Annotated in this window: 13 protein-coding genes; 2 read left to right on the forward strand and 11 right to left on the reverse strand. The window is 70.1% G+C overall.

Annotated elements, in window-relative coordinates:
- Nucleotides 1-332: 332 nt before the first annotated feature.
- The 5 genes from BM060_RS15725 to yfiR form a co-directional block, all read right to left on the reverse strand.
- The gene (locus BM060_RS15725) at nucleotides 333-833 is read right to left on the reverse strand and encodes a VOC family protein (protein ID WP_074980884.1); all 501 of its coding nucleotides are present in this window, start codon (nucleotides 831-833) and stop codon (nucleotides 333-335) included.
- A 117-nt stretch (nucleotides 834-950) separates the two neighbouring features.
- Nucleotides 951-2,057 (reverse strand): cell division protein ZapE, encoded by a 1,107-nt coding sequence (zapE, locus tag BM060_RS15730; RefSeq protein WP_074980885.1) that lies wholly within the window; start codon nucleotides 2,055-2,057, stop codon nucleotides 951-953.
- A 9-nt stretch (nucleotides 2,058-2,066) separates the two neighbouring features.
- A complete protein-coding gene (gene yfiB, locus BM060_RS15735) occupies nucleotides 2,067-2,570 on the reverse strand; it encodes an outer membrane lipoprotein YfiB (RefSeq protein ID WP_074980886.1) in 504 nt (167 codons plus the stop codon).
- On the reverse strand, nucleotides 2,545-3,852 hold the full coding sequence (gene dgcN, locus BM060_RS15740; protein ID WP_074980887.1) for a diguanylate cyclase DgcN/YfiN: 1,308 nt from the start codon (nucleotides 3,850-3,852) through the stop codon (nucleotides 2,545-2,547). The genes yfiB and dgcN overlap by 26 nt, the downstream gene beginning before the upstream one ends.
- Entirely contained in the window at nucleotides 3,849-4,412 is a 564-nt protein-coding gene (gene yfiR, locus BM060_RS15745) for a regulatory sequestration protein YfiR (protein ID WP_074980888.1), read from the reverse strand. The genes dgcN and yfiR overlap by 4 nt, the downstream gene beginning before the upstream one ends.
- A gap of 275 nt (nucleotides 4,413-4,687) precedes the next feature.
- Between yfiR and BM060_RS15750 the strand changes: the two genes are divergently transcribed.
- Nucleotides 4,688-5,329, forward strand: a complete 642-nt coding sequence (locus BM060_RS15750) for an HD domain-containing protein (RefSeq protein ID WP_074980889.1) — start codon at nucleotides 4,688-4,690, stop codon at nucleotides 5,327-5,329.
- Between the two features lie 17 nt (nucleotides 5,330-5,346).
- On the opposite strand, the gene BM060_RS15755 is transcribed toward BM060_RS15750, so the two are convergent.
- Entirely contained in the window at nucleotides 5,347-6,246 is a 900-nt protein-coding gene (locus BM060_RS15755; RefSeq protein ID WP_074980890.1) for a LysR family transcriptional regulator, read from the reverse strand.
- A gap of 122 nt (nucleotides 6,247-6,368) precedes the next feature.
- On the opposite strand from BM060_RS15755, the gene BM060_RS15760 reads away from it, so the two are divergent.
- Nucleotides 6,369-7,127 (forward strand): SDR family NAD(P)-dependent oxidoreductase, encoded by a 759-nt coding sequence (locus BM060_RS15760; RefSeq protein WP_074980891.1) that lies wholly within the window; start codon nucleotides 6,369-6,371, stop codon nucleotides 7,125-7,127.
- Nucleotides 7,128-8,106: 979 nt separating this feature from the next.
- On the opposite strand, the gene BM060_RS15765 is transcribed toward BM060_RS15760, so the two are convergent.
- The 5 genes from BM060_RS15765 to BM060_RS15785 form a co-directional block, all read right to left on the reverse strand.
- Entirely contained in the window at nucleotides 8,107-8,427 is a 321-nt protein-coding gene (locus BM060_RS15765; RefSeq protein WP_009621849.1) for a DUF2025 family protein, read from the reverse strand.
- A 63-nt stretch (nucleotides 8,428-8,490) separates the two neighbouring features.
- Nucleotides 8,491-9,663, reverse strand: a complete 1,173-nt coding sequence (gene ubiM, locus BM060_RS15770) for a 5-demethoxyubiquinol-8 5-hydroxylase UbiM (protein ID WP_074980892.1) — start codon at nucleotides 9,661-9,663, stop codon at nucleotides 8,491-8,493.
- 128 nt (nucleotides 9,664-9,791) lie between these two features.
- On the reverse strand, nucleotides 9,792-10,928 hold the full coding sequence (locus tag BM060_RS15775; RefSeq protein WP_074980893.1) for a saccharopine dehydrogenase family protein: 1,137 nt from the start codon (nucleotides 10,926-10,928) through the stop codon (nucleotides 9,792-9,794).
- 86 nt (nucleotides 10,929-11,014) lie between these two features.
- Nucleotides 11,015-11,416: a GFA family protein gene (locus BM060_RS15780; protein ID WP_043316721.1), complete on the reverse strand. Its 402-nt coding sequence runs from the start codon at nucleotides 11,414-11,416 to the stop codon at nucleotides 11,015-11,017.
- An 84-nt stretch (nucleotides 11,417-11,500) separates the two neighbouring features.
- Nucleotides 11,501-13,003, reverse strand: coding sequence for a TolC family protein (locus BM060_RS15785; protein ID WP_074980894.1), 1,503 nt, complete (start codon nucleotides 13,001-13,003; stop codon nucleotides 11,501-11,503).
- Between the last annotated feature and the right edge of the window lie 44 nt (nucleotides 13,004-13,047).

Here is a 13,047-nt window from a genome sequence, read left to right on the forward strand (position 1 = left end):
CGCCATGCCAATGTAGGAGCGCGCCCTGCGCGCGATTTCGCGGGCAGGGCCCGCTCCTACAGGTTGCCGGGTGGCACGGTATTTCTTCCCCGTAGGAGCGGACCTTGTCCGCGATGGCCGGACATCCCGGCGCGTTTCGCGGATGAGATTCGCTCCTACGCCACCCCATCCATGCCATGCCAATGTAGGAGCGGGCAAGGGTGCGCCGAGGCGATTTTCGTAGGAGCGAGCTTGCTCGCGAACAGACTCCGCTGCGGGGCTCATTCGCGAGCAAGCTCGCTCCTACGAGAAGCCATGCTCGCCTGCTACAACCGTTCGCGGTTGTACGCCGCTCAGGCCCCGTCGTAGGCCCCGCGCAGCGCCGCGATATCCAGCTTCTTCATGCCCAGCAGCGCCTGCATCAGGCGTTGCGACGCCGCCGTCGCCGGGCCGGCTATCAAGTCCGCGAGCACGGCCGGCACTATCTGCCACGACAGGCCATACCTGTCCTTCAGCCAGCCGCACTGCTGCGCCTCCACCGGGCCGCCGGCGGACAGGCGTTCCCAGTAGTGGTCGATCTCCTCCTGGCTGTCGCAATTCACCTGCAACGACAGCGCCTCGCTGAACTTGAACAGCGGCCCGCCGTTGAGCGCGGTGAAGGCGACGCCGTCCAGCTCGAAGGCCACGGTCATCACCGAGCCCGGCGAGTGGCCGTGGATTTCCTGGCCAGCCTCGCCGTAATGGCTGATGGCGCCGATGCGCGAGTTGGGGAAGATGGCCGTGTAGAAGGCCGCGGCCTGCTCCGCCTGGTCGTCGAACCACAGGCAGGGGGTGATGCGCTGGATGCGGGACATGGGCTGTCTCCTCGTCTGGGCGCGCGGCCACCTTGGCCGCGCCCTGTTCCTGGTCGTCCGGCGGGACGCGGAATCGACAAGTCTGGAACAGCTCCGACGAACGCGCCCGCGCGCCGCTCAGCGGCCGAAGCGGCTGGTCTGCATCTCGCGCAGGCGGCTCAGGGTGCGGCGGAAGGGGAACTCCAGGCCGCCCTGGGTGTACAGCGCCTCCAGCGCCACCTCGGCCTCCAGGTACAGCGGCACGCCACGGTCGTAGCATTCGTCGACCAGGGCGATGAAGCGGCGCACGCCGTCGTCCCGGGCCGACAGCGCCGGCAATTGGCGGTCGCCAGCCACCACCCGCCGGGCGCCGTCCTCGGTGCCGCGGGCGATGCGCGCCTCGCGACGCTCGCCGCCCAGCTCGGGGATGTCGCCAAGCAGGATGGCGTGGAAGCGATCGCACAGGCCGATGAAGTCCTGGGCCGACCAGGGCCGCTCGCAGAGGTCGGCATAGCGGCACCAGAGCACCCCGCGGCCGTGGCGCACCACGGCCAGTTCGCGGTTGCCCAGCGCCAGCGGCGCCTCGCTGCCGCTGCCGGCCAGCGCGGCGAACACGTAGCCCAGGGCGCTGGGCACCTCGGCGCGGCACAGCCAGTAGCGCTGCACCGGCGCGCCCGGGTGCAGGCGGTGGTCCTGGCCGCCGTCGGTGGCCAGCACCTGCATGTGGCGCTCCAGGGCGGCGATGGCCGGGAGGAAGCGCTCGCGGTTGAAGCCGTCGGCGTACAGCCCATCGGGCGGCTGGTTGGAGGTGGCGACCACCACCACGCCCTGCTCGAACATGGCCTGCAGCAGGCCGCCCAGCAGCATGGCGTCGCCGATGTCGCTGACGAAGAGTTCGTCGAAGCACAGCACCCGCACCTCGCCGGCCAGTTCGGCGGCCAGCGCCTGCAAAGGCGCGGCGGTGCCGGACAGCTGGAACAGGCGGCGGTGCACCCACTGCATGAAATGATGGAAATGCTGGCGCCGCGCGGGCACCCGCAGGCTGGCGTGGAAGCGGTCCAGCAGCCAGGTCTTGCCGCGCCCCACCGGGCCCCACAGGTACACGCCCGCTGGCCGCTCGCCACGGTGCAGGGCCGCCTGGCATTCCTCCAGGCGCTGTGCCGCGTGCCATTGCGCGGCATCCTCGACGAACCCCCGCTCGCTCACAGCGAGGCGGTAGGCAGCCAATGGCGAAGACCGCTCCACGGCGACTCCTTACTCGGCCGGGACGATGATGGAGACCCGGCGGTTCTCCATGCGCCCGGCGGCGCTACTGTTGTCCGCCACCGGGCGCTGCATGCCGCGGCCGATGACTTCGAGGTTGTCCCGGGGCATGCCGATGCCGGCCAGCACCTGGGCCACAGACTGTGCCCGGCGCACCGAGAGCTGCTGATTGTAACCCGCATCGCCGTAGGAATCGGTATGGCCTTCCAGGCGCAGCTTGTCGATGCCCACCGCCAGCAACGCATGGCCGATGCGCTCGACCTCGCCGCGGCTGGACAGGTCGATGCTGTCGACGTTGTTGCCGAACAGCACCTTGCTCGACAGCCCCAGTTCCCAGCCCTCGTCGCCCAGCTGGAAGCCCTGCTGCTGGAGGGCCGCGACCTGCTCGGCGCTCAGCCCCTTCTGCGGCGCCGGCGGCGTCTGGCAGCCGGCCAGCAGCAGCGTCAGCAGCAGGCCGATGAACAGGCGGCTAGGTTTCAGGGGCTTGGCTATCACGGGCTATCTCCTTGTAGTCCTCGGTGTTGGAATCCGTGTCCTCGCCGGCCAGGCTGCGCATGCCCCGGCCGCGGCGCTTGGCCTGGTACATGGCGCCGTCGGCACGGTGCAGCAGCTCGGCCAGGGTGCGCCCGTGGCGCGGGTAGAGCGCCACGCCGACGCTCAGCGAGGTGCTGATGCTGCTGCCGTCCGGCAGGGCGATGGGCGCCGCCATGCTGGCCAGGATGTCGTCGGCGACGCGCAGCGCCGCGCGGCTGTCCGGCAGCGGCGCCAGCAGCACGGCGAATTCGTCGCCGCCCAGGCGCGCCACCAGGTCGCTGTCGCGCAGCTGGCCGCGGATGCGCTCGGCAATCGCTACCAGCACCCGGTCGCCGGCCGCATGGCCGAGTTCGTCGTTGATCGCCTTGAAGCGGTCGGAGTCGATGTACAGCACCGCTGCCTGTTCGCCGCGCTGGGCCAGTTCGCGCAGGGTGCGGCTCAGGCGGCCCTCGAAGAAGGCGCGGTTGGGCAGGTGGGTGAGGCTGTCGTGATTGGCCTGGTGCGCCAGGGAGGCGTTCTCGCGCTCCAGGTGCTGCTGCCAGGCTTCCAGCTCGTCGAGCAGCGCGTTGAAGTCGCCGCCCAGCTCGTCCAGCTCGGCGATGCGCGCCGAGGGCACGCGCCGCGAGAACTGGCGGTCGCGGCGCACCGCGTGGGCCACCCGGGCCAGGCGGTCGAGCGGCGTGACAATGCGGCTGACCATGCGCCGCGACAGGTAGAAGGCGCCCAGGGCGGTCAGCAGCAGGCAACCGAGCATGCCGCCCAGGCCGGTGATCAGGAAGGTCAGCAGGCGCCCGCCGGAGCCGGTCAGGCGGATCTCGCCGATCTGCCGGCCATCGTGGACGATGGGCTGCACTTCCTCGTGGTTGAGCCACCAGCGCCCGACGAAATGCCGCAGCGCGCTCACCCCGTGGCCGCGCTCCCAGGTCGCCAGCAGGCGGCCCTGGGCGTCGTACACGGCGCAGCGGCGCACTTCCTCGGTGCTGGCCACCAGGCGCAGGGCCTCCTCGGCGGCGGCGCTGTCGTTGAACACCACCGCGGCCTCGACGGTGTAGGCCATCGAACGGCCGATCAGGTGCAGGTTGTGCTCGGCATAGGCGCGCAGGGTGAGCAGGCCGACCACCGCCACCGCCAGCCCGGCCATGCACACCGAGGCCAGGGCCACCCCCAGGTGCGCGCGGTACAGCAGGCGGCCCAGCGACTTGCGCCGGGTGCTGCGGCGCTCGGTCAGGCGCGGCAGGTTCATGGCTGGCCCCTCCGCCGGCCGAGGTTGAGCACGTTGGGGTGCACCCGCACGCCGCTGTGCGCCACCGAATCCAGGTTCACCGCGAAGGACGGCGGCGTGGCGCTGAAGTCCAGGCAGAACACGCTGCCGACGCTGCAGTCGGGGTCGTGCTCGCTGAGCGACAGCACCGGATGCCCGGCGACCCCGGCGAACGCGCGCCGGCGCTGCGCCTCATCCAGCAGGCCGAGGTAGAGCACGTTGCAGCGCTCGCCCAGGGCGGGGTCGTCCACCTGGGCGCGGCGCACCTCGACGCGGCGGCCGTTGGCCTGCAGCAGGCTGCCCCGGCGCAGCAGGGCCTCGGCGTATTCGCTTTCGCCCAGCACGCACAGCTCCAGTGTCTGCGGCTCCCGCGGCCAGCGCACGTAGCTGAGGATGCCCAGCAGCATGCCGCGCAGGGCCGCGCCGTCGCCGTCCGCGGCGCCGGAAGCCGCCAGGCACAGGGGCGCCGCCAGCACCCACAGGGTGAGTACCAGGGCACGCTGCAGCAGTGCGGGACGAAGGGCGGGAAAAACGAAGGACACGATGACGGCTCGGCGAGTACCAATACGGCGACAGCACGCGCGGCATCTTAATGGATTGCGGCAGGAATGTGACGTAGAGCTGACTTTTAGTTTGACCTGAAACAAGTTTCGTCAGTTTTATGACGTCATTTTCAGCAGAGGCTTACCAAAGGTTGGCAGCGCGTCGGCTTCACTTGGCAGGATCCGATCCTCTGCATCGATTGCTGCCAAGGCGGCGCGGGCTTCCAATGGGGGCACGGCAGCACAGCGCCGCAACCACTCACCAGGAGGCCGCCATGACCCTCGACATCCAAGGGGTGAAAGTCCCCGACAGCCAGCTCGCCTGCGAGATCACCGAACTGGTGCGCGACACCGCCACCCCGCTGCTGTTCCACCACTCCTCGCGGGTGTACTACTGGGGCGCGCTGGCCGGCGCGCGCCGGGGCCTGCAGTACGACGCCGAGCTGCTGTACGCCGGCGCCATGTTCCACGACATGGGCCTGCTGCCGCGCTACTGCAGCAAGTGCGAGCGCTTCGAGGTGGACGGCGCCGACTGCGCCGCCGAGTTCCTGCGCAGCCACGGCATCGCCGAGCGCGACGTGGAGACCGTGTGGACCGCCATCGCCCTGCACACCACGCCGGGCATCCCGCAGCACATGCGTGCGGAGATCGCCCTGGTCACCGCCGGGGTGGAGATGGACGTGCTGGGCATCGACTACGCCGAGTTCCCCGAAGCCGTGCGCGACGCCGTGGTGGCCGCCCACCCGCGCGGCGGCGACTTCAAGAACGACATCATCGAAGCCTTCTACCAGGGCATCAAGGACAAGCCGCAGACCACCTTCGGCAACGTCAAGGCCGACGTCCTGGCGCTGAAGGACGCGCAGTTCGAACGCGCCGACTTCTGCCGGATCATTCTCGACTCGGACTGGCCGAGCTGAGGTTGCCCGCGGCCGGCTCAGAGGCCGGCCGCCTCCTCCACCAGGCCCTGCAGCCACTGCATGAACAGCCGCACCCGCGGCGGCTGGCGGCGGTGCGCGTAGAGCAGCGTCACCTCCAGCGGCGCCGGGCGCAGGTCCGGCAGCACCTCCACCAGACGGCCGTCGGCCAGGTAGTCGCGCAGGCCGTGGCGCGGCGCCTGGATGATGCCCAGCCCGCCCAGGCAGGCGCCCTCGTAGGCCTCGGCGTTGTTCACCGTCACGCTGCCGGCCATCGGCAGGAAGTGCGTCCTGCCCTCGCGGCGGTATTCGAAGCCCGCCGGGCGTGTGCCCAGCACGGGGACGTAGTGCACCAGGCGATGCCCGGCCAGGTCGTCCAGGCTGCGTGGGATGCCGAAGGCCTGCAGGTAGGCCGGGCTTGCGCAGTTGAGCTGCTCGAAGCCGCCCAGCGGGCGCGCCACCAGCGAGGCGTCCGCGGCTCCGCCCACGCGCAGCACGCAGTCGAAGCCCTCGCGCACCAGGTCGACGCGGCGGTCGGTGCTGCTCACTTCCAGTTCCAGCTGCGGATGGCGGGCGGTGAATTCGCCCAGGCGCGGCATCACCACCTTGCGCGCCACTATGGTCGGCATGTCCACCCGCAGGCGCCCGGCGAGCACCTCGCCGTCGCGGCGGAACAGCCCCTGCAGCTCGTCCATCTGCGCCAGCAGCTCCTTGCTACGCTCGTAGAACACCAGGCCGTCCTGGGTCGCCCGGACCTTGCGCGTGGTGCGCTGCAACAGGCGGGTGCCGAGCAGTTCCTCCAGCGCCTGGACCTGCTCGGAAACGCTGGAGCGCGGCAGCCCCAGCTGCTCGCCGGCCTGGGTGAAGCTGGAGAGTTCGGTGACGCGCACGAAGGTGCGCAACAGTTCGGGCTTGATCATGGGCGGCGGGGCCTGCGGATTGTTCGGCTATGACGAGCAGTATTTCCGATTCCGCCAGGTTTATCAGCAACCAGCAGGACAATAACCTTGTCCCCGAAGCCAACCCCCACAGGAGCCACGCCATGTCCCGCAAGATCGCCCTCATCACCGGCGCCAGCCGCGGCCTGGGCCGCAACGCCGCGCTGCACCTGGCCGAAGCCGGCGTCGACATCATCGGTACCTACCGCAGCCAGGCCGACGAAGCCCGCATCGTCGCCGACGAGATCGAACAGCACGGTGCCCGGGTGCGGATGCTGCCCCTGGACGTCGCCGACAGCGCCAGCTTCTCCGACTTCGCCCAGCGCGTGGAAAGCGTGCTGAAGGAGCACTTCGGCCGCCCGCAGTTCGACTACCTGGTGAACAACGCCGGCATCGGCATCCACGCGGCCTTCGCCGAGACCACCGAGGCGCAGTTCGACCAGTTGCTGAACATCCAGCTCAAGGGCCCCTTCTTCCTCACCCAGAAGCTGCTGCCGCTGCTCGCCGATGGCGGGCGTATCCTCAACGTCTCCACCGGCCTCACCCGCTTCGCCCTGCCCGGCTATGCCGCCTACGCGGCCATGAAGGGGGCGATGGAGGTGCTGACCAGGTACCAGGCCAAGGAGCTGGGCGGGCGCGGCATCTCGGTGAATATCCTCGCCCCCGGCGCCATCGAGACCGATTTCGGCGGCGGCCTGGTGCGCGACAACGCCGAGGTCAACCGGCAGATCGCCGGCAACACCGCGCTGGGGCGTGTCGGCCTGCCGGATGACATCGGTGGCGCCGTGGTGGCGCTGCTGGCCGATAACAGCCGGTGGATCAATGGCCAGCGGGTGGAGGCCTCTGGCGGCATGTTCCTCTGAGGGCCGGTCCACGCTCTGCTGCGTGTCGGCATAACTGCGTTAAAAGCAGGCGAGGAAGCGTAATGTTGTTCACTTAAGAAAGAATGCCGTTTCTCTCCATGAGAGAAACGGCATTTTCATGTGGGATGGGGCTAGGGCTTCGATCTCTAACCCGTCATTCCCGCGAACGCGGGACGCGGCTCCATCGCGAACAGCGCTTGCGCTGGCCCGAAGGGGAATAACCCAGCTGCCTTCTTGCTTGGTGTAACGCGCCGCACCGAGTGTTCGGAGATTTTTTGTTTCGCCCCCTCGGGCGAGTCCCTTTTGTCAAACGGTGGAAGGCCACCCCCGCAAAAAGGAACCAAAAAGGCTTGCCCCGCATACGGGCCCGATGGAGCCGGGCTACCCTCGCGAACTCCCCCGCCACGGAGGCCCGCCCCGAGGGTACGTCCCTGTAGCCCGCGGGGCTCTCGCGACATCCATGTCGCATGACCTCCTGAGCGCCGGTTTCGCTCGGCCTTCTGAAGGGGCGTTCCGGTGCGCGCGGAGGTTTCTCTGGAAGTCCAAGAGCAAACGCGCTTTTGCTTTTGCTCTTCGTAGGAGCGAGCTTGCTCGCGAACCTCTCGAACTGGCCGGCGACATCTGCGCCCGCGTTCAACTCCGCCCCCACACCTCTGCCAACCCTGGCTCCGCCCCCGCTTGAGAGGGGACCGTTCGGCATGAAGCGCAATCACGAAGCTCCCTGATTCCCCCCTGTCCAGCCAACCCCATCGCGGACGGAGTCCGCTCCTACGGTTCCAGGAAGCATGGGCGTAGGAGCGGACTTTGTCCGCGATCGGATTCACCGGCCCCACCGAACGCTCCGATGGCACGGCCAACGGCGTATAACCGCGAACGGTTATACGCCCTACGCTCCCGCCTTCGCTGAACCATGAACAGCATTACGCTCCCTCGCCTGCTTTCGCTCGCGAGATCGTGACCAGCTTTCAGGCGGCACCGGCTACTTCAGCTGGCGCTGGGCGCAGATCTCCGGCAGGTCGGTGCGTCGCAGGTAGGTCTGCAGCGCCTCGCCGAACTCCAGGCGCTCGGCGATGTTCTGCGCCTGGAGGATCTGCAGGCATTCGCGGCTGAGGGTCATCAGCTCGCCGGTCTTCTGCGCCCAGACGAACTCGCAGGCCGGGACGATGCTGTCCTCGTCCACGTCGAGGCCGAAGGAGTCCTCGCTGAAACGCACCAGGTACTTGCCAGTCTTGCGGTTGAAGCCGACGAAGCCCTTCAGGCGATCGGCGGCGGCGCAGATGTCGGCGGATGTCAGGGCCATGGTCTTTCCTCCCATTCTTTCTCGGATCGCGGCCCGCGCCCTCCCCCGGGCCAGGCCGGTGTGTCAGGCGTTCTGCGTCAGGTGCCGGGCGATGGCCTGGCGCAGCGGCGGCAGGCCCTGGGCCAGGCGCAGGCCGGCGTTGCGCAGCAGGCGCGCCGGCGGGCGCGGGTCGTTGTACAGCCCAGCGATCAGGCTGGTGGCCTGGTACAGCGGCCAGGTCGCCAGGCGGTGCGCCAGGGCGTAGCGGCGCAGCGGGCCCGCCGCGCCCGGGTCGCCACCCTTGCGCTTGGCTACCAGCACTTCGGCGGCCAGGCGCCGGGCGCTCTGCAGGCCGAAGTTGAAGCCATGGGCGGTGACCGGGTGCATGCCCACCGCGGCGTCGCCCAGCAGCGCGCAGCGCGGGCCGGCGAAGCGGTCGGCGTAGACGCCCACCAGCGGGTAGCAATGGCGCTGCCCGAGCAGGGCCATGCTGCCCAGGCGGTGTTCGAAGCGGCGCTCGATGTCACGGGCGAAGGCCGCCTCGTCCAGCGCCAGCACCTGGGCCATCTCGTGCTGCGGCAGGGTCAGCACCACCGACGAGACGTCGCCGTTGAGCGGCAGCAGGGCCAGGGTCTGGCCGTAGCCGAACCATTCCCAGGCCACCTGCTGGTGGGGCTTGGCGTGGGCCATGCGGCAGACCAGCATGGTCTTGCCGAAGTCTTCCATGCGCGCGCCTATGCCGAGCATGCGGCGGGTTTCCGAGAAGCGGCTGTCGGCGGCCACCAGCAGGTCGGCGGTCAGTTGCTCGCCATCGTCGAGGGTGAGCCGGGCGCGGTCGCCGGCGACCCTGGCCGATTGCAGTGCGCGGCCGTCGAGCAGGGTCACGTCGGCGCAGTCCTGCACCTCCTCGAAGGCGGCGCGGCGGATCGCCCGGTTCGGCACCAGGTGGCCGAGCTGGCCGGCGCCGGCCAGGCCGGCATCGATGCGCAGGGCGAATAGAGAGGGGCCGTTGAGCACCTGGGCATCGCGCAGCGGCGCGATGTCCTGCGCGGCCAGCCGCGGCCAGATGCCGAGCTGTTGCAGTTGGTTGCGCGAGGCGTGCGTCAGGGCGATCTCGCGGCCGTCTTCCGCCGGCTCGGCCAGGGCGGCGCGGGCCTGGCGCTCGATCAGCAGGATCGACAGGCCATGGCCGGACAGGGCGCGGGCCAGGCAGAGCCCGGCGGGGCCGGCGCCGACGATGGCGATATCCACGTGCATGGGTGACTCCTCTCGCGGGATGGGCGGTCACGGAGTCTAGGGCGGGCGCCCGGCGCGTTTCTTGTCGTGGATCAGTAGCCGGCGGCGGACGGGCCTGCGGCGCCGGCGCGCATACCCCCTTGGAGGCATCAGGTGCCGGCGCGCAGCGGCCCCAGCTCGCGCAGGCCATGGCGCACGCTCAGGCCTTCCAGCTCGGCGAGGTAGTCGTCCAGGCCCAGCAGGCCGACGCAGGGCGTGGCGCCGCGCTTGTCCAGGCGCCCGGCCGCCAGCTTGCGGGCCAGGGCAACCGCCGCCATGCAGGGGATGTTCGGCCCGTGATCGTCGGCCGCCTGCAGTTCCCAGCACAGGTGCAGGGGCCGGCCATCGGCGCCCTCGCCTTCCAGGCGCACGAACATGCCGCTGCGCCCGTCGCCCAGCGGCTCCAGGCCCTGGGCCAGGCGTTGCAGCCAGGGGCTCAGGCGGCTGGCGTCGCGCAGCACGCCCAGGCGCACCAGCCAGGACAGCGCCCAGGTACCGAAATGCGTGGTGCGCAGGCCCAGGCCGGCGCCGAAGCGCACCTCGCGCACCGTCGGGTAGCGCTGCGGGAAGAGTTCCAGGTCGGGCACGTCGCAGTTGGCCAGCCAGCGCCGCCCCAGGGGCGCCGGGAAGCGGTGGGCGACCAGGTCCTGCCAGCCGTACACCGCCTGCCAGCGACCGTCGCGCAACTGGCGCAGCGGCTTGCCGCAGTAGCCGAGCACGGCCGCCAGGGTGGCCTGGCCGGGAATCTTCGCCGACGAGCTGATGCCGTGGTGGATGACGTCCAGGCGGGCGAAGCGCGGCAGCAGTTCATCGACCACCGCGGCGCTGAGCGCCGGCACCGAGCTGGCGCCGGCGCACACCAGCACCCCGGCGCTGCGCGCCGCGCGGTCCAGCTCGCCGATGGCGCAGACGAACTCGCGGGCGTCGGCCAGGTCGACGTAGTGCGCCCCCGCCGCCACCGCGGCGCGCGCCGCCCGGTAGTCCTGGGCCTGGAACGGGCCGGCGGTGGAAATCAGCAGGTCCACCCCCAGCTCGCGCAGGCGCCCGGCGAGGGTCGGCTGGTTCATGTCCAGGCACACCGCCTCGCCGCCCACCTCCGCGGCCAGCAGGCCGGCGCGCTTGCGGTCGCGCCCGGCGACCAGCACGCGCATGCCGTCGATGCCGGCCAGGCGGCGAACGATCAGGCTGCCGAAATTGCCATAGCCACCGAGCACCATGACGCGAAAATGGCCGGGTGATGCCGACATCGTTCCTCCTTGACGATCAGCCACTCAAACGGCCCACAGGGTAACGCGCGGTGAACGCAACGAACATGACAACCTCGCCGCCGCGCTCAACCGGGCTTGCCGGCGGGATGGCGCGGCAGGTCGTCGTCCAGCGGCCACCAGTTGGCCGCCGAGGCCACGTGGTAGTGAGCCTCCGGACGGCTCGGCAACTCCCCGTCGAGGGCGCCGGCACGCAGCCGCAGGATGCCGGGCAAGGCGTCGCGTTCGCTGTAGATCGGCGAGCCGCAGCGCGCGCAGAACCAGCGGCGCTTGCCCGGCGAGGACTCGAAGGCGCGCAGCTGCTCCTGGCCCGCCAGCAGGCGCAGGGCCTCGCGGCGCACCGGGATGTTGGTGGCGAAAGGCCCGCCCTGGGCCTTGCGGCACTGCCCGCAGTGGCAGACCTGGATGGGCGCCAGCTCGCCTTCGAGCACGAAGGCGATGGCGCCGCACAGACAGCTTCCCCGGTACATGTGTCCTCCGACATGACAGGCGAGGCTGCAGTCTAAGGCAAGCGCCGGCCCGCTGCAGCCGGCGATCGGGATGGCGTGAGCGCCTCAGCGCGGTTGCGCGGCGATCTCCCCGCGCTGCCATTGCGCTTCGCGGTTGGCCAGGGCCTGGCCGATGTCCGCCAGGGAGTCGGACTTCAGCTGCGCCGGCAGCGGATCCAGCCCGACGCTGGCGAACACCTGGCCATAGGCGTTGCGCAGCTCGGCATAGGCCAGGTCGCGCTGCAGGTCGGCCTGCAGGTTGTTCAGCTCGCCCTGGATCAGCTCCAGCTCGCCGATGCCCTGGGCCTGCCGGCGGTTGCGCAACTCCTGGGTGATCTGCCCGTCCAGGCTGGCCAGCTCTTCGCTGGTCTGGAACTGCCGGCGCGCCTCCTGGTAGTTGGCGTTGGCCACGTAGAGCTGCGCCAGCACCGCCATGGACAGCGCCTGGCGGCGTGCCGCGGCGACATCCTCGCCGGCCTTGGCGACCTTGATCGCGGCCGGGGCGGAGAGCACGTTGAACAGGTTCCAGGTCACCTTCACGCCGTAGTCGGCCCAGCTCTGGTTGACCAGGTAGCTGTTGCTGTCGTAGTGGCCGCCGGCGGAGAACTCCAGGCCCGGCAGCAGGCGCAGCATGGCCTTCTTGGTCTCGGCGGCGCTGATCCGCGCCTGGTAGTCCTGCTCGCGCAGTTCCGGGCGCGAGGCCAGGGCCTCGCGTTCCAGGCTGTCCATGCCGACCTTGAGTTCCGGCAGCGGGTAGTCGTCGGCCGGCATGGCCAGCCGGACTTCGGTGCCCGGCGCCAGGTTGATCAGCGTGGCCAGTTCGGTCTTGGCCAGCGACAGCGCCTTGCGCTGCGCTTCCAGCTGGCGGGTGGCCTCGATCAGCGAGCGCTGGTAGCCCATCGCCTGGACCGGGTCGCCGATGCGCTGGCTGCTGAGGTTCTGGCTATCCTTGCGGGCCTGCTCGACGCGCGCCATCAGGCCATCGATACGGCCCAGCAGGCGTTCGGCGGCCACCGCCCGCCAGTAGGCCGAGCGCACGTCCTGGACGATGGTCTGGCGCACCTTGCGCCGGCGCTCCTCGATGATCAGGCGCTGGTCGGCCTGTTGCTTGGCGCTGACGTAGCTGACGCCGAAGTCCAGCACGTTCCAGACCATGGTCAGGTCGGCGACGTCGCGGTCGCGGTCCTGGGAGGTCGAGGGCTCCAGGGACTGCTGGTTGGTCAGCACGCTCTTGCTCGACGAGGCGCTGACGTTGTTGCGCCCGGCGTAGCCGGCCTCCAGGGCCATGCGCGGCAGCATGTCGAAGGTGGCGAGGTCGACCTGGCGCTGGGCCAGGGCCTCTTCCATGACCTTCAGGCGGCCTTCGAGGTTGTACTTGATCGCCCGCGCAGTGGCCTCGTTGAGCGTCAGCTCGCCGGTGAGCGGCTCCTGCGTGCGGAACATCCCGGCCAGATCGTCGCGGGCACGCTGTTCGCTCATCGCGCGGCTGATCGGTTCGCTGGTCACGGCGCAGCCGCTGATGGCCAGCGCCAGCAGGCTGACGCTGAAGAATCGGAAATGCCTGTTCATTGTTGTCGAGCCGCCCCCTGTACGGCTTCTGCTGTTTTCACGCC

The sequence above is a fragment of the Pseudomonas citronellolis genome (genome assembly GCF_900112375.1).
Classification (GTDB): Bacteria; Pseudomonadota; Gammaproteobacteria; order Pseudomonadales; family Pseudomonadaceae; genus Pseudomonas; species Pseudomonas citronellolis.